This window comes from Posidoniimonas polymericola, from assembly GCF_007859935.1.
Lineage (GTDB): Bacteria > Planctomycetota > Planctomycetia > Pirellulales > Lacipirellulaceae > Posidoniimonas > Posidoniimonas polymericola.
This window is the reverse complement of record NZ_SJPO01000004.1, coordinates 259,023-283,972: the sequence shown is the minus strand read 5'-3', so window position 1 is coordinate 283,972 and position 24,950 is coordinate 259,023. Positions and strand designations below refer to the sequence as shown.

Here is a 24,950-nt window from a genome sequence, read left to right as displayed (position 1 = left end):
CTCGGATGCCGCGCGTCAAGCTCACCATCGCCTACGACGGGGCCGCCTACGCGGGCTGGCAGGTCCAGCCCGCGCGGCGGACCGTGCAGGGCGAGGTAGAGCGTGCCTGGCGTGAGATCACCGGCGAGGAGGTCCGCCTGACCGCTAGCGGCCGTACCGACGCCGGCGTGCACGCGCTGGGGCAGGTGGCTGGAGTGGAGACCCAGACCATGATCGCGACCGAGCAGATCGCCCGGGCGCTCAACGCCCACCTGCCGGACGACATCGTGGTGGTTTCCTCCGAAGCCGCGCCGCCCAACTTCCACGCCACGCACGACGCGCTCCGCAAGACCTACCGGTACCAGATCCACAACAGCCGCACCCGGCCGCTGATGGACCGCGGCTACGTGTGGCACTTCCCCGCCGGCGAGCTCGACGCCGAGCTGATGCGGCAGGGCGGCCAGCACCTGCTCGGGCGGCACGACTTCGTCAGCTTCGAGTCGACCGGCTCCGAACGCGCGACCACGGTCCGGACCATCCTCCGACTCGACATCACGCAGCGCGGCGAGCGGTTCGAAATCGAGGTCACCGGCGACGGCTTCCTCTACAACATGGTCCGCGCGATCGCCGGCACGCTGGTCGAGGTCGGCCGCGGCGCAAAGCCGCCCGAGTGGGTCGCCGAGGTGATCGCTGCCCGCAGCCGCAAGGCCGCCGGGCCGACGGCCCCGCCGCAGGGGCTGGTGCTGGTTTCGGTGGAGTACTAGCGGCAGGAGCGGCACGCGTGGCGGAGCCGCTGTTTGCTGTATGCGCGGCGGAGCCAAGGGTGCTGTATGCGCGGCGGAGCCGCGACGCTTCCTAATTGCGTTCGCTTCTGGGGAGTGGGATAGGCTAGAATTGGAAGCTGAGCCCTCCTAACTACCCTACCTGAGTCGCGAGCATCGATGAACGCCGCACGAGTTCTTGCCGTACTTACTTCACTTGCGCTGTGCGCGGCCGCCGGCGCCCAGCAGCGTCCGGTCGACCTGGTCGACCCCTTCCTCGGCACGGCGCCGCTGACGGATCCGGCGGACATTGGCTTTGAGCCGCCGTACCGCGTGTGGGCGGGGCTGACGTTCCCCGGCGCGTCGCGGCCCAACGCGATGGTGCAGCTCAGCCCGATGACCGAGTACCGCAGCGGCGCGGGCTACGAGTACGAGGACGAGCGGATCCTCGCCTTCACGCACACCAACAAGGGGCACTGGAACCTCTGCTACCTGCCGGTGCTGCCGGTTACTGGCGAGATCGACACGCGACGCGAGGGCAGGGGAGGGCCGCGCGGCGAGTTGCTCGGCTCGCGGTTCCGGCACGAGGAGGAGTCGGCCTCGCCCGGCTACTACCGCGTGCGGCTCGACGACTACGGCGTCGACGCCGAGCTGACCTCCACGCTCCGCTGCGGTCTGCACCGCTACCGCTACCCGGCAGGGCAGGAGGCCAAGATAGTGTTCGATATCGCCCGCTCCAACGAACGCGTGCGGGATTTCGAGCTCGAGCAGGACGGGTTCCACGCGGTGTCGGGCTTTCAGCAGGCAAACGAGAAGGTCTACTTCTACGCGACCGTTAGCCGCGACATCGAAGAGTTTGAGACCATCGACCTAGGCCGCGGCCGCTGGGGCCGCCCGCTCAAGGTGCTCCGCCTGGCCGCGGGTGACGAGCCGGTCGAGCTGCGGATCGGCTTGTCGTTTGTGAGCGTCGAGAACGCGCGACGCAACCTCGAGGCCGAGCTCGACGGCCGCTCGTTCGACGAGGTCCGCCGCGAGGCGACCGACGAGTGGAGCACGCTGCTCTCCAAGGCCGAGGTTGCCGGCGGCACGCCGCGGCAGCGGGGGCTGTACTACTCGTGCCTGTACCGCTCGTTCCTGTGGCCCGCCCTGCGGTCCGACGCCAACGGCGAGTTCACCGACGCCCAGGGCCGGGTCGTGCGGAAGGAGTTCCGCTACTACACCAAGCCCTCGCTGTGGGACGACTACCGCAACAAGCTGGTGCTGCTGGCGATGCTCTCGCCCGATGTCACGGCGGACGTGATCTCGTCGCTGGTCGACCGGGGCGAGATCGAGGGCTACATGCCGACCTTCTTCCACGGCGACCACGCGGCGCCGTACATCGCCGGCTGCTACTTGCGCGGCGTCCGCGGTTACGATGTTCACGCCGCTTATCAGCTGCTCAAGAAAAACGCCACGGTCCCCGGCCGCGGCGGGCGGCCCCACCTGAGGGAGTACGACGAGCGGGGCTACATCGCCACGCCGCCGGTCGACCGCCCCGAGGTCGAGACCAAGGCTAAGGCCGGCGTCACCAAGACCCTCGAGTACGCCTACGATGACTACGCCGTCGGCCTGCTGGCCCGCGAGCTTGGCGACGGCGCCACGCGGCTGCAGATGGAAGACCGCGTGAAGAACTACGCCAACGTGTTCGACCCCGCGACCGGGCTAATGCGGGGGCGGCTCGACGACGGGCAGTTCGTCACCCCGTTCGATCCCGAGCAGCCGTACTACGAGTACATGTACCGCGAGGCGAACGCCTGGCAGAGCACGTTCTTCGCCCCGCACGACACGGCCGGCCTGGTCGAGCTGTTCGGCGGCAAGCAGGCGTGCGAGGCCCAGCTCGACCGGCTGTTCACTATCCCTTGGAACCCGCGGCATATCGCGCGCAACGTGTCGTGCTTCCTGGGGCAGTACTGCCACGGCAACCAGCCGGACCATGGGTTCCCGTACGTCTACTACTGGGTCGACCGTCAGGAGAAGTGCCAGGCGGTGCTCAATACGCTGATGGACCGCTTCTACGGCATGGCGGGCGGCCACGCCCTGTGCGGCATGGACGACGCCGGCGAGATGTCCTCGTGGTACGTGATGAACGCGATCGGCCTTTACTCGTACTCGCCGGCGGATCCAGAGTACGTCGTGACCGTGCCGCTGTTCGACGAGGTCAAGCTGACACTGCCGAACAATACGGTGACGATCAAGCGTCGGGGCGCCGGCGAGAAGATCCGCCGCGTGACGCTGGACGGAACGCCGCTGGACGGCTGGATCGTGACGCATGACGATCTGACCCGCGCCGGCGAACTCGTCATCGAAGCCGAAGCAACCCGCAATTAGCGCGGGCCGCCAGGCCGCCTCCCTCATTGAGCACGCCGATGCGCACCGTCCTCCGTTTCGTCGCCGCCGTGGTGTTAGGGCTCGCGTTGTCGCTGATCGGCGTGATCGCGGTCGAGTTCTACAGCTCGATTGTGCACCCCTTCCCGCCGGGGATTCAGCAGATGGAGGACCCCGAGAAGCAGATGGAGGCGATGTGCGTGCACGTCGCCAACTACCCGGGCTGGGTGCTGGCGAGCGTCGTGCCGATGTGGCTGGGCACGGTCTGCCTGGGCGTCTACGCCGCGCGGCGGATCCAGGGCGTCGCCGCGGCGTTGACGGTCGCGGCGCCGCTGTTCTTGGCCCTCGGATTGAACCTGTCGATGCTGCCCTACCCGTGGTGGTTCACGGCGGCGATGCTGGTGGGCTTTCCGATCGCAGTGTGGCTAGTCTTTACGGCGTCGCAGCCGAGGGCGGTAGGCGAAGGCCCGGAGCAAGACGCAAAGGAAGTCGCTGTGTAGCGGCTCGCTATCTCCTGCCCGGTTACGCGACGCCGGTCGCCTCGAGCCTCGTCACCACGCCGTCCATACCGGTGACCCACCACCGCCGGCCGTTGCCAGCGGCCGCTGGTGGCGCGAGCACGAACAAACGCGGCGTCGCCGAGTGCCGGTGCAGAACTGCGCCGCCTTCGCCGGCCAGCAGTGTCACCAATCCGCGGTCGGACACGCAGCAGTAGGTCTGCTGGTTGGGCGCCGGGCTGGTTACTGCTACGCCGCGGGGGCAGCGGCCGGTCTCGACGTGCTGCTCCCACAGCGTCTCGCCCGTTGGTGTTAGCTTTACGACCCGGTCGTCGAGGTGCGTAACGACGACCGCAGGCGAATCAGTGGCGGTAGCGGTAACGCCGGCAACCTGCTCGGCCACGATCCCTAAGAACTCGCCGGTCGCCGCCACGTAGCGGCCGAGCCGGTAGCCGCGGTCAACGATCCACAGCTCCTCGCCAACCATCACCGGCGAGCAGTCGCCCGCCGCGTAGTAGCGGCTCTTGGACTGCACCTGCCCGGTTGGCGCCGCCGCGGACCAGACGAGCTCGCCGCTCTCGGGATCGAATGCGTACAACTGGCCGTCCCACGCGCCGCAGCCGATCAGGCCACTCGCGCCGAGCGGCGATGGGGCGGCCTCGAACGCGAAGCCCGCCAGGTCCCGCGACCAAGCGATCTTGCTGCTGGCCAAATCGAATGCGTGCATCGCGCCATTTGCGTCGCCAAGCAATGCCCGGCCGCCAACGACGAGGGCCGCCGCGAACAGCGGGGCGGGGAGCTGCTGCCTATTTCGCACCTCGCCCGACGCGGCGTCGAGCAGCCATAGACCGCCGTCCGAGTCCCCGACGATTAGCAGCCCTCGCTCGGCTTCGTGCGCCAGCGAGTGCAGCACCTCGCGGCCGGTCTGCCGCCGCCACATGGGCTGCATCGTCTCGGTGTCGAGGGCCGTGACCAGGCCGGCGGTGTCGGCGAACACGAGCAAGTTACCGTCGGCGCCGCTTACCTGAAGCAGTTCGGTCTTGATGCCGGCGGCGTTGGCGTAGGTCGAGGCCTCGTACCGGCCGCTCTTGTCGGGCCAATCGAATTCGACCGCCTGCTCGTTGACCACGGCCTGCGGCGGGATGTCGAGGTCGGTGTCGAGTCGGACCTCGCCGCCCGGCGCGGCCATGCGGACTTTGATAAAGTGCCGACCCGCGACCAGACCCTCGGCCGGCAACAGCGCGGTGTAGTGCACGGCGGCCGTGTTGGCATTGATCGCCGGCTTTGGCCGCTTGGCGGCCTGCAGCTTGTGCGGCTGCGTTGCATCGCCGTCGATGGTCGCCACCACGCGGGCGTGCTCGGGCGGGTGGTCGATCGAGAGCGGCTCAACCCACGCGTGCAGCCGGACCGAACTGGGGTGCTTCGGCGCCTGCCGCGCCTGCAGCTCGGCGCGGAAGCCGACCCGCGGCTCGGCCAGCGGCAGACGCAGCGTCGTGACGTCGCGCGGGCCGCCTGCGGCCGACTCGTGGAAGTGGTAGCGGTGGGTCAGCCGCCCGCCGGCCACCGCGACCGTCGCGTAGCCGGGGTTCTTGCGGAAGGTCTCGCCGCCGTTGATCCGCGGGGTGTTCTGCCACGTCCGGGCGTCGACCTGGTGCCAGTGCCCGTCGAGCATCAGCCGCAGGTTGTGGCCGCGGAGCGCCTCCCACAGGCGGAGCTTGTCGTACTCGCTGGCGTAGCCGGCATTGCCGCTGAGCGGGTGGTGCAGGCAGAGGATCAGCGGCGTCGACGGGTCGACCTGCTCGAGGTCCGACCGCAGCCAGCCGAGCGTCCGCTGGTCGATGCAGGGGAGCGGGTCGAGCGATCCGGCCGAGTTGAGGCAGACAAAGTGCACGCCGCCGTGGTCGAAGCTGTACGAGTCGCCGCCGTGCCGCTCGCGGAGGTAGCGGCCGATCATCGACCAGGTGTTGTCGTGGTTGCCGGCGACGCAGTACACCGGCAGGCCGAAGCCGTCGATCGCCCGGCCCCAGTCGTCCCAGCAGTCGTCGACCACGCTGTACTCGAACACGTCGCCGGTGTGCAGGGCGAACGCCGGCGTCAGCGGCCCGCCCTCGACCGCTTCATCTTTGACCGGCTGGGCGTCGGCACCGATCGGCCGCGCGGCCCGTTCGGCGAACCAGCCCAGCACGCCGACGCTACGCCCGCCGCCGGTGTACGCCTGGCCCGCCGGCCGCGGGTCGAGGTGGGTGTCGGACAGGTGGATGAACGCGAAGTCGTCGACCAGCGGCGCATCGGCCGCCGCTCCCACCGCGGCGTGGCTCGATCGTTTTGCGAGCACCCTACCAGCGGTGAGCGAGGAGAGCACCTGAGCAAACCGGCGGCGGGACAATCCAAACATGGCGAGCTCCAAGAGGGCAGGGCGGGGAGTTCGATTCTACCGCGCCGGGCCCGACGATTTACGGAGGCGGGGCGTCCTGGTTGCGCAGAAATAGGCGGGTTATCGGCCTAAAATGGGAATAGAAGGACGCGGAGGGAACGAAGAGAATTGGAGGCGGACAGGTCACGGCGGTTCTTTGTTTTCTTCGTTAGCTTCTGTTCTACTGGCACGGAGTTCTAAGGAGTCGGCCACTTGCTGGCGGCGCACCGCCAAACTGGTACCTGCTGTAACTCGGTTAGCCATGCGCGATCTGACGCACCCCATTAAGGCGGAAGACTTCAAGACGCATGTAGATGATCGCGCGGCAGTTGAATCGCTCTCTCAGTCGAACGCAAGGTTCCAGGTAACCCGCCGCGGCCGAGTGTATGGCGTCTGCATGGGCGGGCTAGGAGACATGGAGTCCCTGGTGTGGCTTCACTCACTGCCGAAGTTGAGGAGCTTCTCGGTAGCGACGATCGGCGCCCGCAAGTGGTTTGGCGATGCAGAACTTGCCGCGGTTGTTGCGGTTCCGCAGCTCAGGGCAGTCGCCGCGTGCACCTGCGAACGGGTCACTGCTTCGAGGGTTTGCGCCTCTGGTCGGTTTGATCACATTCGATGGCTGGCTCTCCCTAGTTGCCAAGTCGCCGACGAAGGCGTGAACGAAATTCAACGCCTGTCAAATCTGTTCAGTCTGTCACTGATCGGCAGTACTTCGTCGGACAAAGTATTGAAGGGCCTTGACTCCCTACGCAACCTCTGGCGGCTCCACTTAGGGGTAACCAACGCCAGTCCGACGACGATCGACCATCTCGCTGCTTCGTTGCAGCGGTGTCAGATCTACATGCCAGATCGAAGTTTCAGGGAACGCGGGCGCCGAGGGCGTTCCAGGTAGAACCTCGCTGCGATGCACAATTCGGCGGTGGTCCATCGCGTTTCTTTGTTTTCTTCGTTTGCTTCTGTTCTACTGAGTGCAGTACCTCAGGGCCCGCTCAAATAGAGAGGATTCGAATGAAGACGAACACCGTTGTGGAGGTTCTGCGATCCATTGTGTTCGTAGCAGCTCTCGTCGGAGCCGCTTCCAGCGAGGCCGACTTCTGGGGCCGTTTTGAAGAGACCGAGTTCTACTCAGCCAACAACACCCACCTGCTGCAGGTCAAGCCGCACGACGATTGGTCGAGCAAGCCCGGGCATTGCCTGGCCACACTCTATCGAGTGGACGGCGAGGAGCGCATAGAGTTGTGGTCGCGGAACCTCATCAACGACTACGCGCCTGTTCGTGTGTTAGTTGCCGACTCTGGCGACTACGTCGTGACGATGGACGAGTGGGGCGAACTGGGGACTCTGCCTGTCGTGATCTATGGCCGCGCGGGCCGTTTGATCCAGGTTCACAGTATTGAGTCGCTCGGGCTCGCGTCCGACCAGTCCCATATCCGGCGAACAATTTCGAGCTCTTGGTGGAGCGAAGGGGCAATGAGTTTCTTACGGCCCGATGAGGAGACGCTCTGGATACGGCTTCATTGGGGCAAGAAAATCGCTATCGAACTTCGCGGTGGCGAATTGATGGACGCCGAGTGGCGCAAGCTAGTGCGAGGTTGGCATCTAAGCGACGAGAAGTGGCAATCGCTCGAGGCGTTCGCAAACAAGCAAGTCCCTGAGCGTGCCCTCCGGTGGTTGGACTCCGAAGATTCCAGCCGCCGCGAGTGGGGCGCCAAGATCTGCGGGCAGGAACGTATCCGAGGGGCGATCCCACGTCTGCGCGAGCTGCTGAATGATGAGAAGTCGGTGCTGGTAGGCAATAGCAGCGGCTCTTCGGAGGTGTTTCCTGTTCGCGTTGCAGCCAAGCAGGCGTTGGAATCACTCGAGGCTCAGTGAGTTCTGATGGCACGCGGCCGTGTGATCCGCAAATCACACCAGCAAGGCCGCCTGCATCTCTAGCGGCGTGCAAGTTGCGCAGCTCAGCATCGCCTCAGCCTCGATCTTTCTTCCCGACGCCAGCAGGCCGGCACACCATTGGCCGACCAGCCCTGGAAGGTCGTCGATGAATTGCTGCACCAGCGGCAGGGCGGCGGTTTCCTGCTCGTTGAGGTTGATAAGCAGGCTGTCGTTCCGTGGCGTGCCGGTCGCCTGCAGCAGATCATCAGAGAGGCCCGTGTACTCAATCGGCAGCCGCTGACGCAGCCACGCGAAGGTTAGGAGATCGACCGGGTCCGCGTCGCCGAGAAATACGAACCGCCGCTCTCCGACGAACTGACGCATCCAGTCGACCTCGTGATCGGCTGGCAAGAAGCCACGGGCGATGGCGGCGAATCGGCGGTTCTCGCCGAGTCTTTGAATAAGCCACCGAAAGGTTGTGGTCTTGGAGAAGTAGACGACCACGTTAGTGTCGTGATCAGGCGGCAAGACAGAAAACGCATTGATAGGCTCGGCGACGAAGAAGTCGCCGCCGTTGGTCTTTGCAAAGTATTCGCGGATTGGGCAGTCCATGCGACGTATCGTAGTCGATTGGCGGGTGCCCGGGGCGCTCCTGCTAGGGAAGCCCCGGAGAGGTACTCGTCAGCGTTAGTACATCGCGGGGGCTTCCGCTGCTGCGGAGCGCCCCCGGCACCCGCCGGATTTCTTCTTCGTTGCCCCCTCTGTGACCTCTGTGCCCTCTGTGGTTAAATCGGCGTCAGCAACGCCCCCCCACGGTTCCCCCTCGTTGTGTCCGACGCCGCTCCTATGCCTGCTGCTGCCTCACCCCGTGTTTGTGTTTACTGCGGTTCGAGTCCTGCCTGCGACGCGGCGTTCCTGGAGGGCGCGCGGCGGTTGGGGCGGGTGCTGGCCGACGCGGGGATTGGCGTGGTATACGGCGGGGGCGGGATCGGCTCGATGGGCGAGCTGGCCGAGGGCGTGCTCGAGCGGGGCGGCAAGATTACGGGCGTGATCCCGCGGTTCATGATCGAGCTCGAGTGGGCCCACTCGCGGCTCGAGGAGCTGCAGGTGGTCGAGGACATGCGGACCCGCAAGCACCTGATGCTCGAGGGGAGCGCGGCCGCCATCGCCCTGCCGGGCGGCTGCGGCACCTTCGAGGAGCTGATGGAGGCGATCACCCTCAAGCGGCTCGGCATCTACCTGCAGCCGATCGTGCTGGTCAACCAGCGGGGCTACTTCGACCCGCTAATCACGATGCTCGAGCGGGCCGCCGCTGAGCACTTCATGGCCGACAAGCACCTGCAGATGTGGACCGTGGTCGACGAGCCGGAGGACGCACCGGCGGCGATCGCCGACGCCCCGGCTTGGGACGCCGACGCGCGGCGGTTTGCGAATTTGCGGGATCAGGCTTAGGCTAGGAATAGACTGCCGAAGCCACTCGGCTGCTGAGAATCCGCCTTCTCGAATGGAAACCGGAAATGAAATTCTCGCTACAACCTGTCATCGTTTCCGCCCTTCACATCGCAGTGCTAGTGGGCTCAACCAGCGCCGAGGATTTCGTTGTGACAATGCTTTCGAACGGTGAAGAACTCAGCCGTTCTCGGCTCTCGATAGAGCCGGATGCCGCAACTTTGCGTGTTGGGGATGAGGTCGAATCGTTTGACTTGAAGGGCACTCGGTGGCTTGATGGCAGGAGCGGCGTATGGGTGACTCTAGCGCAGTGTGAAGCTTGGGCCAAACAGACCGTGGCGATCACAAAGCAGAGCGTCGCCGACGCGCCGGCCAATATTCGTCAGTTTGTGTCGTGGACGATCGAGCCGTCATTCGAGATACAGGATCGCGGTGCCGGCACGCTGACCTTGACTTCAGGGGTTGTCGACTACGCCATCGCAGGGGAGCAGCGCGAAGAAGGCCTCTCGAACTTCTTCCGGTACGCGAAGTTGAATGCGTACAAGAAGGCGATGGTTGAGAGGAAAGTCGCCCCGTTCGCAGAATTGAAGGTGATAGAAGAACTCGAGCGTCGTCGGCTGTTCCCGGTTGTGATGTCAGTTGAGATTCCCGGAGTTCCTAGTGCGCCTGCGTTCGAGATTCGCACCGAGGCGGTAGCCGATTGAGTGACCTGCGAACCTGCAGGATTTCCGCGCGGCTTGTGCGCGGCTCGGAGAACCGCGGGTACATTGGCGGCTACGCTCGCCAGCCGCCGGGCGGCCGGCGGCAGTCGTCGTGGTTGTAGGCCTCGACCTCGAACGGGTTGTCGCGGTAGGGCCGCGGTGAGCGTCGCAGCCAGAGCCAGACCGAGCAGCCGATGTAGGCCGGGCCCATCAGCGGGCCCCAGCGTTCGAACTGGCGGACGTGCACGTGCTCGTGCTCGCGGGCCAGGTCGAGCGCGGCGGTGGTCTGGCCGAGGATCGTGTGGCCGAGGGTCATCGCCATCGCCCCGCCGATGCCGGGGACCCGCTCTAGCAGCCAGCGGACCAGGCCGCCGTGGAACTCGAGGGCGCCGCGGCGGAGCTGGGCGCCGCCGCCGGTCGCCAGTCCGAGCACCCCCACCAGCACGCCCAGCAGCGTGTAAGGGCTGGCCCAGACTAGCTTTAGGATTCGGGCGAAGGGGCAGCACACGGGCGGTTCGGCCTTTGCGGGGCCGCCGGAGGGGGATAAACTGGGGGGCTGTCCTCGGGACGGTTCCGCCCCCTGTCACGCCTGGGGTCGCGAACACCGTAAGTGGCGCGGCATCCTCGGCGTGCGTTCATGACGGGGCCGCCCGCAGCCCCCGGCTCTGTCGGGGGCTGGATTGATTCCGAACAAACGAACACGAAGCAGATCCCTCGGCAGAGCCGGGGGCTACGAGTCTTGCCGTAGGCTAACCGATCGAGTGGGCTTCCAGGAAGCGCAGGGCGGCGGCCACGACGAAGACCGACGCGTCGCCGGAATGGCGAGAAAGGGCCGAGTGTGGCTGCAGCGAACGAGATGGTCGGCGAGTACCGCCTGTTCTACTTGATCAGGGCGGGCGCCACGTTCGAGATCTGGGCGGTGCGTCACCGCTCGGAAACCGAGGCCTACGCCATCAAGTTTCTCAAGAAGGGCTCGAAGTACAGCCGCACGACGGTCGCGGAGTTGAAGCACGAGTTCAACGTCGGCAAGGCGCTCGACCACCCGTCCGTTATCGAGACCCACGACTTCGGCGTGGCGAAGGAGGGCGCGTGGCTGCGGATGGAGCTGTTCAAAGAGCTCAGCATCAAGCAGCAACTGGTCGCCTGCAAACAGACGCCCGCCCTCAAGACCAAGCTCACCTACCGGATGAAAGAGATCCTCACCAAGTGCGCGGCGGGCATCGCCCACATGCACGAGAAGGGGTGGGTGCACCGCGACATCAAGCCAGACAACTTCTTGCTGAGCGACGCGACCGACGTGCGGTTGATCGACTTCACGATCGCGGCCAAGCCGACCGGCGGGCTCGGCAAGCTGCTCGGCGGCAAGACCAAGATCCAGGGCACCTACAGCTACATGTCGCCCGACCAGATCCGCGGCAACGGCGTCGACCCGCGTGACGACGTCTACAGCTTCGGCTGCATGGTGCACGAACTGATGTGCGGCGCGCTGCCGTTCACGGCCAACAGCCCCAACGAGCTGATGCAGAAGCACATCAAGAGCCGCCCGCCGTCGCTGGTCGTGGCGGACAAGAACATCAACCCCGACTTCGCCGCCTACGTGCAGCGGATGCTCGCCAAGGACCGCAAGGAGCGGCCGGAGAGCATGAAAGAGGTGATGATGAAGATCAAGGCCGACCGCATCTTCTACCAGACGCCCGACCCGCCGGCCGAGGGCGCCGAGGACGCCGCGCCGGAAGAGGACGAGGGCTAGAAGACCAGTACTCCCTCCCCCTCTGGGGGAGGGCCGGGGAGGGGGTGAAGTAGGTACACGGCTCGCCAGTGAAATGGCAGACCCGGTACTCGACACACCCCCACCCTAACCCTCCCCCAATGGGGGAGGGGATAACAATCGACAAGAACCAAACGACCAACCATGCAGCAACTCGAATTCGAACAGCCGCTCTACGAGCTAGAAGACAACATCCGCGAGCTCGACGCCGTGGCCGACAAGACGGCCGAGCAGCACGAGCGGCTGCGGGCGCTCAAGAAGGAGCTGCTCGACAAGACTCGCGACCTGTACTCCGACCTCGACCCGTGGGACACGGTCCGCGTGGCGCGGCTGCAGGACCGGCCGAAGTTCACCGACTACGTCGACACGGTGTTCGAGGAGTTCGTCGAGCTGCACGGCGACCGATTCTTCGGCGACGACCGCGCCCTGCGGACCGGCTTCGCCAAGCTCGACGAGCACAAGGTGATGGTGGTCGGCCACCACAAGGGGAAGACCTTCAAAGAACGCACCGAGTGCTACTTCGGCTGCGCCCACCCCGAGGGCTACCGCAAGGCGATGCGGAAGATGAAGATGGCCGCCAAGTACGGCATGCCGATCATCTGCTTCATCGACACGCCTGGCGCCTACCCCGGCATCGGCGCCGAGGAACGCGGCCAGGCCCAGGTGATTGCCGAAAGCATGCTCGAGATGTCGCGCCTGCCGACGCCGATTATTTGCGTGGTGATCGGCGAGGGGGGCTCCGGCGGTGCGCTGGGCATCGGCGTGGGCGACCGCGTGGCGATGCTGCAGCACGCTTACTACTCGGTGATCAGCCCCGAGGGGTGCGCTGGCATCCTCTGGAAGAGCCACGACTTCGCCGAGAACGCCGCCCGCGCGCTGCGGCTGACCTCCAAGCACCTGTCCGAGCTGGGCGTCATCGACGACGTGATCGAAGAGCCGGTGGGCGGCGCGCACCGCGACCACTACCAGATGGCCGCGCGGCTGAAGATGTACCTCGGCCGCACGCTCCGCGAGCTGGTCGACATCCCCACCGACGAGCTGGTCGCCCAGCGGTACGAGAAGTTCCGCAACATGGGGCAGTACTTGGAAGGCGACCAGGCTTAAGGGTAAGACGCATGGGTCTTTTTGACTGGCTATTCCCGCGCAAACCCCCCGCTGAAATGGCAGGTCCAGAGCAGGCAGTGATTGTTTACTTCCAGTACTCTGGCCCGGACTTGGAGGACCTCTTCACGCTGGAAGAGCGGCTTGAGAAGGCCATCGCGAAAGAGGGCGTTGGGGAATACGATGGGAATGAAGTTGCTGTCGATGGCAGGGACGGCTATCTGTACATGTACGGGCCGGACGCCGATCGACTGTTCGAAGTCGTGAAGCCTGTTCTTGCGGCGTCGTCCGAGATTGGGAAAGCGGTTGCCCGCCTGCGATACGGGCCGCCTGAAGATGGTGTGAGAGAGACTCATGTACGCATCTGATCGTCGACGCTTCAGCGGATGAGCCGGGCAGCGAGTCGAAAACGGGGGCTGGCTCGAAGCGTCGTTGGAGCGTGAAGGCGAGCCGCGTAAGACCGCGCCGTGGCTGTCCCCGTTTTCGACGCACCCTTCGCGTGGCCCGCTTGAGATCGGGACAGGCACACGACCGCAGCGATGCCCTCACCAGGGCGAGCCGCCTTCGTGCGGTCGAGAGCCAGCCCCCGTTTCAAGCTCGCTGACCGCTGCGTGTTAAACCGACGCCAGCAGCTCGGCGTGCACCGGAAACAGCCCGTGGACAAATCGGAGCTTCTCACGGACCGGCTCGTTGACCACCTCGGGGACCAGGTCGGTGAGGCCCATCGTGCGGTTGATCTCGTTGAGCGTGAGCCCGGCCTCGATGTAGGCGTCGAGCAGCTCGTCGAGGTCGGCGCCGCGGCGGACCGACAGCGAGCGGACACTCTGGTGCTCCAGCGTGTCGAGCACCGCCCGCATGTCGAGGTAGAAGCCGCAGGTTTCTGCGAAATCTTCCCACGGGTGGCTCGACGCGTACTGGCTGATGTAGTTGGCCTGCCAGTTGGGGTCGGGACCCTCGGCGTAGTAGCGGTCCATCGCCTCGCCGTAGGGCGGGTTCTCGTGGTCGCCAAATAGCCGGACGCAGTCGTCGTGGGGCGCTTCGTTCTCCACCAGCCGCATCCACAGGAAGTGACCCACCTCGTGCCGGAAGTGCCCGATGATGGTCCGCTGCGGCTCGCCAAACTGCTGGCGGCCCTTTTCGCGGACCACCGGGTCGGCCTCGGCGAGGTTGATCGTGATCACGCCGTCGGCGTGGCCGGTAATGATGTGCTCGTCGGGCGTGTCGGCCAGGAACCGGTAGGTGAGTGGCGGCTCGGCGTCGAGCTGCTGGTCGGTCACGCCGATCAGGGCCAGGTCGTAGTGCAGCCGGCGCTTGCCGCGCTCGAGGGCCCGCCACTGCGTGAGGTTGCGGGCGTCGGACGGATCAGGGGCATGCGTGGTCCGCTGGCAGCCGCGGCACAGGGCGCCAGATCCGGCGTCGGCGGAGACCATCGCGTTGCAGACCTCGTAGGCGTCGCGGTTGGCGCAGGGCTGAAGCCTTTGCCCGCAGCCGGGCGTCTCGCACTGGCCGGACTTGGAAACCGAGGTCACCGCGCGGCACGCGTCGCACCAACCAACCGTGCGTCCGCAGGTGTGGCAGTGGGTGTTGGTGAAGAACAGCGTTGCTCCGCATGAGCAGTCGTAGGTACGCATCGGATGTGCCGGGGCCGGTAAGGGGAGGGAATCAGGATGTTCCGCGGAATGCGAATGCCGTGCCGTCGGCAATATCGGGAGCCGGCGGGCGGTCTTGGCAGCGCGGGCGGGCGTCCGTCCTACTAGCGAGGTGGTCAGAAGGCGATCATTGTGACGCAGGGCGAGCCAACCTCAGCCCGCCACGGCCTCCTCCACCTCGTGCGGCGCGGCCCTGTCGGCGCGATGCTCGTGGGTCCGGGTGATGAGCCGGGCCGAGCGGCCCCGCGTCACGTAGCTCCACGCCCACTGCATCAGCACCAGCACGCGGTTCTGGAAGTTCACCAGCTGCATCAGGTGCACGAACAGCCACGTCAGCCAGGCGAAGAAGCCGGCGAACTTGAGCTTGCCCATGCTGACCACCGCCGCCGAACGGCCAACGGTCGCCATGGAACCCATGTCGAAGTACTTGAAGGGCTTGGTCGGTTGGCCGCGGAGCAGGTTCTTGATCCGCTTGGCGGCGTGCTTGCCCTGCTGAATGGCGACCGGCGCCACGCCGGGCAGGGGGCGGCCGTCCTTGCCGGTGAAGCTGGCCATGTCGCCGATGACCATTACCTCGTCGTGCCCGGCGAGGCTCAGGTTCTCGTCGACAGCGACGCGGCCCGCGCGGTCTGCCTGCAGGCCGGCCGCGTCGGCCAGCCGCCGCGCCAACGGCGAGGCCGCGACGCCAGCGGCCCACAGGATCGTCTCGGCCTGAATCGAGCTGGCGCCTGTGTCGTTTTCGATCTCGACGCAGTCGTCGGTGATTTTCGTGACGCGGACCCCGGTGTGGACCTCTACGCCCAGCCGGTCGAGGAACGCGCTCGCCTTCTCCGACAGGCTCTCCGGGTAGACCGACAGCACCCGCGGCGAGGCGTCGATCAGCACGATGCGGGCCTCGGCCGGGTCGATGCTGCGGAACTCGCCCTTGAGCGTGTGCCGCGACAGCTCCGACAGGGCGCCTGCCATCTCCACGCCGGTCGGGCCGCCGCCGACGATCACAAACGTCAGCAGCCGGCGGCGTTCGGCCGGGTCTTCGATGCGCTCGGCCTGCTCGAACGCCGAGAGCACCTGGGCGCGGATCTCCGTGGCGTTGTCGAGCGTCTTGAGGCCGGGGGCGTGCTCGGCCCACTCGTCGTGCCCGAAGTAGCTGTGGGTCGAGCCGGCCGCCACAATCAGGTAGTCGTACGGCAGCTCGCCTTCGGCGAGCAGTAGGCGCCGGCGGTCGAGGTCGAAGTCGTCGACCTCGGCCTGCAGCACTTTGGCGTTGGTCTGGGAGCGGAGGATCCCGCGGAGCGGAGCCGCAATGTTGGCCGGCGATAGGCCGCCGGTCGCGACCTGGTAGAGCAGCGGCTGGAACAGGTGGAAGTTGGCCCGGTCGACCAGCGTCAGGTCGACCTCGGCGTGTCGCAGGGCGCGGGCGGCGTGCAGGCCGCCGAAGCCGCCCCCGACGATCACGACCCGGGGGCGTTTTGCTTGCTTGTTGGCCACGGTTGGGGCCTCGGTGCTTATTGGGTAGGCACGGTTTCGGCCGTCGAGCCTGGGATACTCGGGCCGGGTAGGAACGGCCGCAATCATTGCAAACGCCGCGCCGAGTCGACCGGCGTTGGCCCGCGTGTCGCACCAGCAGGACACCTGCCGCTGCGGGCGGTTCGGGGGCGGTTAGGAAGCATATAGGGAGTCGCGCCATTCGAACCGCAGCCAGCCGCGGGTCTTGCTCTGCAGGCCGAACGTATTGTACTCACCGCGGAGCACCATCGCGGCTGCAAACCACTGCACACCGACTGCAAGCCGCGGGCGGCACAGGATGCGGTTGGCGCCGCGCACAAAAAAAGCCGCCCCGGACGACGCTGTCCGGGTCGGCTTCTTGATCAGAGCGGTGGGAAGCGTCTCGCGTGGCACACGCGGCGCAGTCGGTGGCTCAATAGCCCCACACCGGCGCGTAGCCGACGCGGGTGCGGGTCACGGTGCCGCCCAGGAACGGGCGCCAGCGGGTCCGCGTCACGGCCACCGGGGCGACCACGGGCCGGGCGACCGAATAGGTCACCGGAGCCGGGTACACCGGCGCCGCGTAGACCGGCGCAGGGCGGTAGACGACCGTCGGCGCTGGGGCCACGACGGGCGAGTAGTAGGTCACGTACTGGGCGGCGGCCTCTTGCTGCGACATCAGCAGCAGGGCCATCGCGACGGCAGACGCCAAGGCGAGCTTTTTCATGGTTCTAGGCAGGATTGGAGTGGGGGGACGGGAAATCACCGCTCACCGGGCATTATCGCTCCGCGGCGGTTGGCAATCAAATCGATAAAGACCATTGGGCAACTCGCGGGCCAGTACGCGGATCTAGAGCGTATCTCAGGAATCCGGCCATTCTCCCGCCAAAAGCATAGCTCACGCCTGGCCACCCAGGCTTCAATCTGACTGCCCAAGGCCTAGGTTGCTGGCATTGGCCACCCCCGAGTCTCCGCAGGCCCGCATTGCCCAGGGCAGCAGGGCGCCGCAGGCCCGCCTGAAGTCACAGAGCGCCCGCGGAATCGCCCCGCAACGGGTCTGCTAATGACGCAACCGGCCTGCTAGGGAACCTTTGCATCTGCTAAGTTGTCTGCCAGCAGGGCCAGTAGGCCCGACCCATCTGGCCCAGCTTAACGCCCCGTTGAGCGGCCAACTCAGGCGACGATCACGGACACGAAACACCACTATGGCAGCCGACGCCCCCAAACCCAACAAGACCGCTGGAGCCAACGACAAGGGAGGCCTCGGGGCAGACTCGAAAGCCGCCTCGCGGAACTTCATCCAGCAGATCATCGATGCCGACATTGCCGCCGGCAAGTACAAGCCGGCCGAGATCCACACCCGGTTCCCTCCCGAGCCCAACGGCTACCTGCACATCGGCCACGCCAAGAGCATCTGCCTGAACGCGGGCCTGGCGCGTGAGTTCGGCGGACGCTTCAACCTCCGCTTCGACGACACCAACCCGGTCAAGGAAGAGCAGGAGTACGTCGACGCCATCATGGACGACGTCCGCTGGCTCGGCGGCGAGTGGGAGGACCGTTTGTTCCACGCGTCCGACTACTTCGACACGCTGTACGACTGGGCGGTCGCGCTGATCAAGGCGGGCAAGGCGTTCGTTTGCGACCTCGACGCCGACCAGATGCGCGAGCACCGCGGCACGCTCACCGAGCCCGGCAAGGAGTCGCCGTTCCGCGACCGCACGGTGGACGAGAACCTCGAACTGTTCGCCGCCATGAAGGCCGGCAAGTTTAAGGACGGCGAGCGCACGCTACGCGCCAAGATCGACATGGCGTCGTCCAACATCAACCTCCGCGACCCGGTGATGTACCGCATCAAGCACGCCCACCACCAGCGGACCGGCGACAAGTGGTGCATCTACCCTTCGTACGACTACACACACGGGCAGTCGGACGCGCTCGAGGGCATCACGCACTCGATCTGCACGCTGGAGTTCGAGAACCACCGCCCGCTGTACGACTGGTGCCTGGACCAACTCAACGAGCTCGGCCTGCTGCCGGCGGGGCGGCCGCGGCAGATCGAGTTCGCGCGGCTCAACCTGACCTACACGGTGATGAGCAAGCGGAAGCTGCTGCAGCTCGTGCAGGAGAAGCACGTCAGCGGCTGGGACGACCCCCGCATGCCGACCATCCGCGGGCTCCGCCGCCGCGGCTACACCTCAGAGTCGATCCGCGCGTTCTGCGAGCGGATCGGCGTGGCCAAGTTCAACAGCACGATCGACATGCTGTGGCTCGAGGACGCGCTCCGCGAGCACCTCAACGAGGTCGCGCTGCGCCGCATGGCGGTGCTCGAGCCCCTGAAGGTCACGCTGGTCGACGACGCCGGCCAGCCGCTAGCGGACGAAGTGGTGAAGACCTGCAGCCTCGCCAACCACCCGCAGGACCCGTACCAGGGCGAACGCGAGATCCCCCTCGGCCCGATGATCTACATCGAGCAGGGCGACTTCATGGAGGAGGCCCCCAAGAAGTTCTTCCGCCTCAAGCCGGGCGGCCCGGTCCGGCTCCGCGGCGCGGGCATCATCGTCTGCCAGGAGGTGGTGAAGGACAGCGCCGGCAAGGTGACCGAGCTCCGCTGCACCTTCAACCCCGACACCAGCGCCAAGATCGACGACAAGAAGGTCAAGGGCACTGTTCATTGGGTCGACGCCGCCACCGCGGTGGACGCGCCGGTGCGGATGTACGACCACCTGTTCGGCGTCGAGAACCCCGACAAGGCGCCCGAGGGGGGCACGTTCCTCGACAACCTGAACCCCAACTCGCTGGCGACCCTCACCGCCAAGCTCGAGCCCGCCCTGGCCGAAGCGGCCGCCGGCGACACCTTCCAGTTCGAACGCCTGGGGTACTTCACCGCCGACACGGTCGAATCGAAGCCGGGCAAGCCCGTGTTCAACCGCACGGTGACGTTGCGGGATACGTGGGGGAAAGAAAGCGGGAAGTGATTGTGGTGGCAGGTGTGCCATGAATCGACCGGTCGCATACGAGTTGCTGTCGAACAGTCTGGGCTCACTCAAGGCAATGCCCGCGGTAGAACTGCTGGGGTTGGAGGAAACGTCCCTCGAAGAGACGACCCGTGGCGTCGACGGCGTTGAATACGCGATCGAGGTTCGCGTGACCAGAGATCCTGACGATGCTTCCCGGCTGAGAGTATCTGGCAGCGTCAGTGAGGCCGCGTGGGGATCGCCCCACGATCAGCTAGCCGAGTCGTTCACGATTGAGCTGCCGACGGGGTGACTGGGAGCCGGGAACGCTCTGCGACCTTGCCTTAGTAGCCGATGGATTACATCCATCGGAGGCCCCGATGTACGCTAGCCTGTGGGCGGAGCTCTTCTCCACTTCCTCCGACGGATGTAATCCGTCGGCTAATGATGGTCGCGACGATCGCCGCTAAGCCAGCGTCGTCCGGTCGCGGACCGGGCGGAGCAGCCTCAGCGGGGCTTTGAGGTTGTCGCTCAGCGTCGTGGTTGAGTCGACCGCCCGGACGAGAATCACGGTGGCGTCGTCTTGGTCGAGATTCGTCGCGTCGGCGTGCTTCAAGCGATCTCGCAGCTCCGAGACGATCGCCTCGGGCGTGGCGGCGTCGATCTGGCGGATCACCTCGAGCAGCCCGGCCGAGCCGAGTTGCCGGCCCGCGGCGTCGACCGACTCGGTGAAGGCGTCGCTGAAGCAGAGCAGCATGTCGCCGGTGGTGAGCCGCGTCTCGAGCCGCGTGTATTCGGCCGCAGGCAGGACGCCCAGCGGGAAGTCGGCCGGCTCGCTCGACTCGTCGGTGTCGGCGGGCGGGGCGGGGTAAGTCCAATCGCCCTCGCCAGCGCGGTAGAGCAGCGGGGCAGGGTGGCCGGCGTTGCAGATCTGCAGCGACTGCTTCGGCGAGAAGTACGAGCAGACAATCGCGGTCGCGAAACGATCGGTCTTGAGCGATTCAGAGAACTGCCGGTTCATCTCGCGGACGAAGCGGGTGTGGTCGATCAGATTGACGTTCTCCCTCATCAAATCGCGGAGCGAGACCGCCAGCCGCGACACGCCCTCGCCGTGGCCGCTCACGTCGGCCAGCAGCAGGCGGGTAATTCGGCCCGACGCGCAGGAAGAAAGATAGTGCACATCTCCGCCGCCGCTGGCGTCGGCGTGCGGCCGGCTGTGCACCCGCACCTCGAGCCCCGGCGTCGAGACCGATCGCGAGGTCGAGGTGTTGCCGCCCCAGACCTCCATGCACTGCATGCGGTCGTGGCAGGCTGCTGCGGTCGTCATGTCAGGCTCCGGCGTCTCGCTGGTCGTGGTCGTCCGCCGGCGGCTCGGCGTCGGCCTGAGTCGGGGCCTGACCGGGAGTGTTGTAGCGGGCCTCGAGCTCCTCGGTCGACAGGTAGTCACGGTCCCAGTGGCTGACGTGTTCTTGTTTGACCGGCTCGGTGTGGATCTTCGACGGCGCCTGGTGATCGCGGTCGGGCAGGGTCATGGCATAGCTCTCTCTATGGGGGCGGAGGGTACCTACACAGTAGCGTTCCGGAGGAGTCAGACAACTGCACGAAACGCAGCCGATTTGCCGTATTGCCGGGCGATTCCGCGAGTTACCGCGGGCCAGTGGGTTGTAACCAGCAACGCCCGTAGTGGTATTCTAGGTGGGCCGCTGCACGCCGTGTGCCGCGGCCTGTTGCTACGTCCCCCCGCTCTTCCATGCGTTGTGCCCCTCATGTCACTTCGATTTCCTGTGTTGGCCGCTCTGCTGCCGTGTGTCGCTCTCCTCTCCGTCTCCAGCGGGTTCGAGCCGGCCGACTATGTGAACCCGTTCATCGGGGCCAGCACCAGCACCGCCAAGGCGGGCGTGCTGCACGGGCTCGGCAAGACCTTCCCCGGGGCGACCACGCCGTTCGGGATGGTGCAGGTGAACCCGAACACGATCACCGGCGGCGACAACGGACCGGGCTACAGCTACGAGATGGAGCACATCGAGGGCTTTGCGTTCACCCAGATGAGCGGCATCGGCTGGTACGGCGACCTCGGCAACTTCCTGGTCACGCCAACCACCGGCGAGCTGCAAGTGGTTGCCGGCCGCCATGGGGAGGTCGCCCGCGGGTACCGCTCCCGCTACGACAAACAGAGCGAGGTCGCCGAGGCGGGCTACTACGCCGCGACCCTGACCGACTACGACGTGAGGGTCGAGGCGACCGCCGCGCCGCGGGCCGGCATGCTGCGGCTCACCTACCCCGAGCACCAGCAGTCCCGCGTGCAGATCGACCTCGCCCACCGCACCGGCGGCACGTCGACCCACCAGTCGGTCCGCGTGGTCGGCGACAACGCCATCGAGGGCGCCATTCGCTGCACACCCGACGGCGGCGGCTGGGGCAACGGCGACGGCCACGCCGACTACACGGTGTACTACCGCGCCGAGTTCAGCAAGCCGCTCGCCAACTTCGGCGTCTGGAAAGCCACGATCCCGGCCGGGCAGTCACGCAGACGCGAGGCGATCGAGAGCGCCGCGTACGACAAGCTGATCGCCGCCGCCGAGATCCTCGACAAGCCCGAAGCGATCGAGGGGGACCACCTCGGCTTCTTCACGGAGTTCGCTACCGACGAGGGCGAGCAGGTGCTGGTCAAGGTCGGCATCTCCTACGCGAGTGTCGACGGCGCCCGGGCGAACCTGGCGGCGGAGATCCCCGGCTGGGATTTCGACCAGCAGCGGCAGGCCGCGCGTGGGCTGTGGAACGATGCGCTCTCGCGGGTCGCGATTGCCGGCGGCTCGGACGACCAGCGGACGATCTTCTACACCGCGCTGTACCACACGATGATCGACCCCCGCGCGATCGTCGACGTCGACGGCGGCTACCCGGGCGGCGACGGTAAGCGTCACACGGCCCACGGCTTCACCAAACGGACGATCTTCAGCGGCTGGGACGTGTTCCGCAGCCAGTTCCCGCTGCAGAGCATCATCAACCCCTCGGTCGTGACCGACACGATCAACTCGCTGATCGAACTCGCCGACGACACCGGCCGCGACTACCTCGAGCGGTGGGAGATGCTCAACGCCTACAGCGGCTGCATGCTCGGCAACCCGGCGGTGGTTGTGATCGCCGACGCCTACGCCAAGGGGCTGCGTGATTTTGACCTCGAGCGGGCGTACGAGCTGTGCCGCGACTCGGTCGAGCGGGACGGCAACGGCCAGCGCGGCCACGCGGGCGGCATCTCGCACACGCTTGAGTTCGCGTACACCGAGTGGTGCCTGTCGCAGTTGGCCGACGCCCTCGGCCACGACGCCGACGCACGGCTCTACGCCGAGCGGGCCCAGAGCTACCGCAACCTGTTCGACCCGCGGGTCGGCTGGTTCCGCCCCCGCGGCGGAAACGGCGACTTCCAGCCCTGGCCCGCCAAGGGCCGCCTGCAGCAGGACTACGGCTCGGTCGAGAGCAACCCGTACCAGCAGGGCTGGTTCGTGCCGCACGACCTCGACGGCCTGGTTGGGCTGTTGGGCGGACGTGCGGCGGCGCTGGCGGACCTCGAGAGCTTCTTCGACAACACGCCGTCCGACTTCCGCTGGAACGACTACTACAACCACGCCAATGAGCCGGTGCACCACGTGCCGTTCCTGTTCAACGTGCTCGGCAAGCCGTGGCTCACCCAGCGGTGGACCCGCACCATCTGCGACCAGGCGTACCACAACTCGGTCGAGGGCCTGGTGGGCAACGAGGACGTCGGGCAGATGTCGGCGTGGTACGTGCTGGCCTCGTGCGGCATGCACCCTATCACGCCCGGCACGACCCGCTACGAGGTCACCAGCCCCGCGTGGGGCGAGGCGCGCCTGCGGGTCGGCGACGACAAGTTCTTCACCGTCACCGCCCACAACCAGTCGCCCGAGAACCTGTACATCCAGTCCGCCAAGCTCGACGGCAAGCCCCTTGGCCGCTGCTGGATCGACTACCCCGAGATCATGAGCGGCGCGACTCTCGAGCTGGAGCTTGGCCCCGAGCCGAATGAGGCCTGGGGCACGCGGTAGCCGCGTGCGACGGACGCCTTGAGTCCGCGAAAACGCGTTAGGTCACCCGCGGTTGCCAGAGAAACGCGACCGTCAGCAACGCGACCAGCCAAGCCACGCTCCACACCACCGCCCCCGCAAGCAGGTTGGCGTACATCAGCCCCGGGTCGCTCAACGCCCGCTCGAGCGAGGTCAGCGGGTACACCAGCCGCGACGCCCACACGCACCACGGGTGCGCGGGGTCGAGCAACCCGGCCAGCCGCAGGCAGTTGCTGATCATCAGGGCGGTCACGTAGCCAGCAAACAGGATTGGCACTGCCGACAACACAAGCACCGGCTCATTGCCTGCGGGCCTCGGCGCCGACTTGTCCCACGGCGGCATGCGCAGCCTGCCGAGCCACGAGGGTCGGAAGTCCGATTGCGTCCTTGGGCTCTGGTAGGGATTGATGTCCAGCGATCTGGGCATGCCGCGACCCTCCGTAGGGTTTGGGGTCAGCCGACCTCCGGCAGCTCCCACCCCGCACGGCGCGGGCGGGAGAGCATCGCGTTGGCCTCGTCGCTGTTGGTGAACCGCTCGGCGGCCGGGTCCCACTTGAGCGGCACGCCGACCAGGCCGACGTGGCGGGCGATGTTGACCAGCTCGCACAGCGAGTTGGCCCGCTGGCCGTACTCGATGTCGGCGTTGCACCGCTCGCGGGTCTTGATGCAGTTGACCCAGTTCTCGATGTGGTAGGAGGTCTCCGGCCGGGTGTTGGGGCCCGGGTTGTTGGAGCCGCGGACCAGCTCCTTGGGGTTGCTGGCGACCTTGTTGCGGTTGATCTCGATCTTGCCGTGCTCGCCGACAAAGATCGCGCCTAGGCCGGGGCCGCGGTCGCCGTCGAGGTGCATCCGCAGCTCGGTCCCGTTGGCCATGGTCAATCGCACCTTGCCACGGGGGCCGGCCAGCTTGGCCATCGAGTAGTAGTCGGCGCCGGTGTCCAGGTCGCCAGTTAAGTGGTCGCCGGTGGCGCCGAGCGCGACTCCGCCGACGGTCTCCTGCGGGGCGAAGCGGCCCGAGTCGCGGACGGCGACCTCCTCCTCCAGCAGCACCTCGACCGGTCCGGTCTCGTCGGCGCCGATCGCGCGGAGGATCTGATCGTAGGAGTGCGCGCCCCAGCCGCTGACGCCGAAGCACAGCCCGCCCGAGTCGTACGCCCGCCAGCGGGCCCAGCCGAGGTGCAGCTGCGGGTCGTATGGCCGCAGCTCCGCCTGGTTGGTCCAGACGTCCCACCACGGGTCGACCTTGTCGCCGGGCTCGACGGTCGAGGCGCCCTGCCACTCGAACGGGCCGATGAAGTTGGGCGCCAGGACCGCCTTGATCTTGCCGATCGCCCCGTTCTTCACGAGGTCGCTCGCCCAGTTGTTGATCGGCATGCTCCGCTGCTGCGTGCCGACCTGGGTGACGCGCTGGAGGGCGCGGGCGGCGTCGACCATCGCGCGGCCCTCGGAGATCGTCAACGCCATCGGCTTCTCGATGTACGCGTCCATGCCCATCTGCATGGCGTGGATGGCGATCCACGCGCGGGCGTGGGTGGTGGTCTCGACCATGACGCCGTCGAGCTGCTCGGCGTCGATCATCTGGCGGAAGTCCTCGTAGGCGGGCCACTTTCCGCCTGAGTGCTGGTTGGAGAAATTGACCGCCCGCTCCTTGAGGCAGTCGGCCACGGCCACGACCTGAAAGCCGGGGACGTCCGCGCCCTCGCGGACCAGCGTGGCCCGCCCGCCGCAGCCGATGAGTCCAACGCGGACGGTCTCGCTCGGCGGGGTCGCGCCGTCGCGGCCCAGCACCGAGGCGGGCAGCACGGTCGGGGCGGCGATTGCGGCGGCGCCGAGCTTAAGAATGTCGCGGCGGCTGGTGGTGGGCTTGGTCATCCC

Annotated in this window: 23 protein-coding genes; 12 read left to right on the top strand and 11 right to left on the bottom strand. The window is 66.7% G+C overall.

Annotated elements, in window-relative coordinates; all coding sequences use genetic code 11:
• Window positions 1-5: 5 nt before the first annotated feature.
• From truA to Pla123a_RS10220, 3 genes are all read left to right on the top strand, one after another.
• The gene (truA, locus tag Pla123a_RS10230; RefSeq protein ID WP_146586524.1) at window positions 6-743 is read left to right on the top strand and encodes a tRNA pseudouridine(38-40) synthase TruA; all 738 of its coding nucleotides are present in this window, start codon (window positions 6-8) and stop codon (window positions 741-743) included.
• Window positions 744-920: 177 nt separating this feature from the next.
• Window positions 921-3,107 (top strand): GH92 family glycosyl hydrolase, encoded by a 2,187-nt coding sequence (locus tag Pla123a_RS10225; protein ID WP_146586522.1) that lies wholly within the window; start codon window positions 921-923, stop codon window positions 3,105-3,107.
• 38 nt (window positions 3,108-3,145) lie between these two features.
• Window positions 3,146-3,604, top strand: a complete 459-nt coding sequence (locus tag Pla123a_RS10220) for a hypothetical protein (protein ID WP_146586520.1) — start codon at window positions 3,146-3,148, stop codon at window positions 3,602-3,604.
• A gap of 22 nt (window positions 3,605-3,626) precedes the next feature.
• Here the strand turns inward: Pla123a_RS10220 and Pla123a_RS10215 are convergent, their stop codons facing one another.
• A complete protein-coding gene (locus Pla123a_RS10215; RefSeq protein WP_146586518.1) occupies window positions 3,627-5,996 on the bottom strand; it encodes an outer membrane protein assembly factor BamB family protein in 2,370 nt (789 codons plus the stop codon).
• A 1,026-nt stretch (window positions 5,997-7,022) separates the two neighbouring features.
• Here Pla123a_RS10215 and Pla123a_RS10210 point away from each other — a divergent pair.
• Entirely contained in the window at window positions 7,023-7,886 is an 864-nt protein-coding gene (locus tag Pla123a_RS10210) for a hypothetical protein (RefSeq protein WP_146586516.1), read from the top strand.
• Between the two features lie 33 nt (window positions 7,887-7,919).
• On the opposite strand, the gene Pla123a_RS10205 is transcribed toward Pla123a_RS10210, so the two are convergent.
• Complete coding sequence (locus tag Pla123a_RS10205) at window positions 7,920-8,498, bottom strand: hypothetical protein (RefSeq protein ID WP_146586514.1); 579 nt, start codon at window positions 8,496-8,498, stop codon at window positions 7,920-7,922.
• A 234-nt stretch (window positions 8,499-8,732) separates the two neighbouring features.
• Between Pla123a_RS10205 and Pla123a_RS10200 the strand changes: the two genes are divergently transcribed.
• Together Pla123a_RS10200 and Pla123a_RS10195 are read left to right on the top strand one after the other, a co-directional pair.
• Window positions 8,733-9,338 (top strand): LOG family protein, encoded by a 606-nt coding sequence (locus tag Pla123a_RS10200; RefSeq protein WP_146586512.1) that lies wholly within the window; start codon window positions 8,733-8,735, stop codon window positions 9,336-9,338.
• A 65-nt stretch (window positions 9,339-9,403) separates the two neighbouring features.
• Window positions 9,404-10,039, top strand: a complete 636-nt coding sequence (locus tag Pla123a_RS10195; RefSeq protein ID WP_146586510.1) for a hypothetical protein — start codon at window positions 9,404-9,406, stop codon at window positions 10,037-10,039.
• A gap of 70 nt (window positions 10,040-10,109) precedes the next feature.
• On the opposite strand, the gene Pla123a_RS10190 is transcribed toward Pla123a_RS10195, so the two are convergent.
• Complete coding sequence (locus tag Pla123a_RS10190; RefSeq protein ID WP_197527846.1) at window positions 10,110-10,544, bottom strand: hypothetical protein; 435 nt, start codon at window positions 10,542-10,544, stop codon at window positions 10,110-10,112.
• Window positions 10,545-10,874: 330 nt separating this feature from the next.
• Here Pla123a_RS10190 and Pla123a_RS10185 point away from each other — a divergent pair, with 330 nt between their 5' ends.
• The 3 genes from Pla123a_RS10185 (at window position 10,875) to Pla123a_RS10175 (ending at window position 13,273) form a co-directional block, all read left to right on the top strand.
• Complete coding sequence (locus Pla123a_RS10185) at window positions 10,875-11,786, top strand: serine/threonine-protein kinase (protein ID WP_146586508.1); 912 nt, start codon at window positions 10,875-10,877, stop codon at window positions 11,784-11,786.
• 162 nt (window positions 11,787-11,948) lie between these two features.
• Window positions 11,949-12,908 carry an acetyl-CoA carboxylase carboxyltransferase subunit alpha gene (locus Pla123a_RS10180; RefSeq protein ID WP_146586506.1) on the top strand — a complete coding sequence of 320 codons (960 nt, stop codon included), beginning with the start codon at window positions 11,949-11,951 and terminating at the stop codon, window positions 12,906-12,908.
• A gap of 11 nt (window positions 12,909-12,919) precedes the next feature.
• Window positions 12,920-13,273 carry a hypothetical protein gene (locus Pla123a_RS10175; protein WP_146586504.1) on the top strand — a complete coding sequence of 118 codons (354 nt, stop codon included), beginning with the start codon at window positions 12,920-12,922 and terminating at the stop codon, window positions 13,271-13,273.
• Between the two features lie 246 nt (window positions 13,274-13,519).
• Here Pla123a_RS10175 and Pla123a_RS10170 read toward each other — a convergent pair whose 3' ends face one another.
• The 4 genes from Pla123a_RS10170 to Pla123a_RS24570 form a co-directional block, all read right to left on the bottom strand.
• Window positions 13,520-14,536 (bottom strand): zinc-binding metallopeptidase family protein, encoded by a 1,017-nt coding sequence (locus tag Pla123a_RS10170; protein ID WP_146586502.1) that lies wholly within the window; start codon window positions 14,534-14,536, stop codon window positions 13,520-13,522.
• A gap of 171 nt (window positions 14,537-14,707) precedes the next feature.
• Window positions 14,708-16,042 carry an NAD(P)/FAD-dependent oxidoreductase gene (locus Pla123a_RS10165; RefSeq protein ID WP_231956384.1) on the bottom strand — a complete coding sequence of 445 codons (1,335 nt, stop codon included), beginning with the start codon at window positions 16,040-16,042 and terminating at the stop codon, window positions 14,708-14,710.
• A 171-nt stretch (window positions 16,043-16,213) separates the two neighbouring features.
• A complete protein-coding gene (locus Pla123a_RS10160) occupies window positions 16,214-16,453 on the bottom strand; it encodes a hypothetical protein (protein ID WP_146586500.1) in 240 nt (79 codons plus the stop codon).
• Window positions 16,454-16,472: 19 nt separating this feature from the next.
• The gene (locus Pla123a_RS24570) at window positions 16,473-16,766 is read right to left on the bottom strand and encodes a hypothetical protein (protein ID WP_197527845.1); all 294 of its coding nucleotides are present in this window, start codon (window positions 16,764-16,766) and stop codon (window positions 16,473-16,475) included.
• Window positions 16,767-17,244: 478 nt separating this feature from the next.
• Between Pla123a_RS24570 and Pla123a_RS10150 the strand changes: the two genes are divergently transcribed.
• Together Pla123a_RS10150 and Pla123a_RS10145 are read left to right on the top strand one after the other, a co-directional pair.
• Window positions 17,245-19,014: a glutamine--tRNA ligase/YqeY domain fusion protein gene (locus Pla123a_RS10150; protein WP_146586498.1), complete on the top strand. Its 1,770-nt coding sequence runs from the start codon at window positions 17,245-17,247 to the stop codon at window positions 19,012-19,014.
• A 76-nt stretch (window positions 19,015-19,090) separates the two neighbouring features.
• Window positions 19,091-19,306 carry a hypothetical protein gene (locus Pla123a_RS10145; protein WP_231956383.1) on the top strand — a complete coding sequence of 72 codons (216 nt, stop codon included), beginning with the start codon at window positions 19,091-19,093 and terminating at the stop codon, window positions 19,304-19,306.
• 153 nt (window positions 19,307-19,459) lie between these two features.
• Here Pla123a_RS10145 and Pla123a_RS10140 read toward each other — a convergent pair whose 3' ends face one another.
• Window positions 19,460-20,320: a PP2C family protein-serine/threonine phosphatase gene (locus tag Pla123a_RS10140; protein WP_146586494.1), complete on the bottom strand. Its 861-nt coding sequence runs from the start codon at window positions 20,318-20,320 to the stop codon at window positions 19,460-19,462.
• Between the two features lies 1 nt (window position 20,321).
• Window positions 20,322-20,525 carry a hypothetical protein gene (locus tag Pla123a_RS10135; RefSeq protein ID WP_146586492.1) on the bottom strand — a complete coding sequence of 68 codons (204 nt, stop codon included), beginning with the start codon at window positions 20,523-20,525 and terminating at the stop codon, window positions 20,322-20,324.
• Between the two features lie 252 nt (window positions 20,526-20,777).
• On the opposite strand from Pla123a_RS10135, the gene Pla123a_RS10130 reads away from it, so the two are divergent.
• On the top strand, window positions 20,778-23,057 hold the full coding sequence (locus tag Pla123a_RS10130) for a GH92 family glycosyl hydrolase (RefSeq protein ID WP_231956382.1): 2,280 nt from the start codon (window positions 20,778-20,780) through the stop codon (window positions 23,055-23,057).
• Between the two features lie 37 nt (window positions 23,058-23,094).
• Here Pla123a_RS10130 and Pla123a_RS10125 read toward each other — a convergent pair whose 3' ends face one another.
• Both Pla123a_RS10125 and Pla123a_RS10120 read right to left on the bottom strand, forming a co-directional pair.
• A complete protein-coding gene (locus tag Pla123a_RS10125; protein ID WP_146586488.1) occupies window positions 23,095-23,502 on the bottom strand; it encodes a hypothetical protein in 408 nt (135 codons plus the stop codon).
• Between the two features lie 26 nt (window positions 23,503-23,528).
• Window positions 23,529-24,947 carry a Gfo/Idh/MocA family protein gene (locus Pla123a_RS10120; protein WP_146586486.1) on the bottom strand — a complete coding sequence of 473 codons (1,419 nt, stop codon included), beginning with the start codon at window positions 24,945-24,947 and terminating at the stop codon, window positions 23,529-23,531.
• Between the last annotated feature and the right edge of the window lie 3 nt (window positions 24,948-24,950).

Bases quoted from the DNA above. Each gene is read 5' to 3' on its own strand.
- Pla123a_RS10210 (WP_146586516.1), top strand. From the start codon at position 7,023: ATGAAGACGAACACCGTTGTGGAGGTTCTGCGATCCATTGTGTTCGTA.
- Pla123a_RS10225 (WP_146586522.1), top strand. From the start codon at position 921: ATGAACGCCGCACGAGTTCTTGCCGTACTTACTTCACTTGCGCTGTGC.
- Pla123a_RS10150 (WP_146586498.1), top strand. From the start codon at position 17,245: ATGGCAGCCGACGCCCCCAAACCCAACAAGACCGCTGGAGCCAACGAC.
- Pla123a_RS10215 (WP_146586518.1), bottom strand. From the start codon at position 5,996: ATGTTTGGATTGTCCCGCCGCCGGTTTGCTCAGGTGCTCTCCTCGCTC.
- Pla123a_RS10180 (WP_146586506.1), top strand. From the start codon at position 11,949: ATGCAGCAACTCGAATTCGAACAGCCGCTCTACGAGCTAGAAGACAAC.
- Pla123a_RS10220 (WP_146586520.1), top strand. From the start codon at position 3,146: ATGCGCACCGTCCTCCGTTTCGTCGCCGCCGTGGTGTTAGGGCTCGCG.
- Pla123a_RS10205 (WP_146586514.1), bottom strand. From the start codon at position 8,498: ATGGACTGCCCAATCCGCGAATACTTTGCAAAGACCAACGGCGGCGAC.
- Pla123a_RS10195 (WP_146586510.1), top strand. From the start codon at position 9,404: ATGAAATTCTCGCTACAACCTGTCATCGTTTCCGCCCTTCACATCGCA.
- Pla123a_RS10125 (WP_146586488.1), bottom strand. From the start codon at position 23,502: ATGCCCAGATCGCTGGACATCAATCCCTACCAGAGCCCAAGGACGCAA.
- truA (WP_146586524.1), top strand. From the start codon at position 6: ATGCCGCGCGTCAAGCTCACCATCGCCTACGACGGGGCCGCCTACGCG.
- Pla123a_RS10170 (WP_146586502.1), bottom strand. From the start codon at position 14,536: ATGCGTACCTACGACTGCTCATGCGGAGCAACGCTGTTCTTCACCAAC.
- Pla123a_RS10120 (WP_146586486.1), bottom strand. From the start codon at position 24,947: ATGACCAAGCCCACCACCAGCCGCCGCGACATTCTTAAGCTCGGCGCC.
- Pla123a_RS10140 (WP_146586494.1), bottom strand. From the start codon at position 20,320: ATGACGACCGCAGCAGCCTGCCACGACCGCATGCAGTGCATGGAGGTC.
- Pla123a_RS10200 (WP_146586512.1), top strand. From the start codon at position 8,733: ATGCCTGCTGCTGCCTCACCCCGTGTTTGTGTTTACTGCGGTTCGAGT.
- Pla123a_RS10145 (WP_231956383.1), top strand. From the start codon at position 19,091: ATGCCCGCGGTAGAACTGCTGGGGTTGGAGGAAACGTCCCTCGAAGAG.
- Pla123a_RS10135 (WP_146586492.1), bottom strand. From the start codon at position 20,525: ATGACCCTGCCCGACCGCGATCACCAGGCGCCGTCGAAGATCCACACC.
- Pla123a_RS24570 (WP_197527845.1), bottom strand. From the start codon at position 16,766: ATGAAAAAGCTCGCCTTGGCGTCTGCCGTCGCGATGGCCCTGCTGCTG.
- Pla123a_RS10175 (WP_146586504.1), top strand. From the start codon at position 12,920: ATGGGTCTTTTTGACTGGCTATTCCCGCGCAAACCCCCCGCTGAAATG.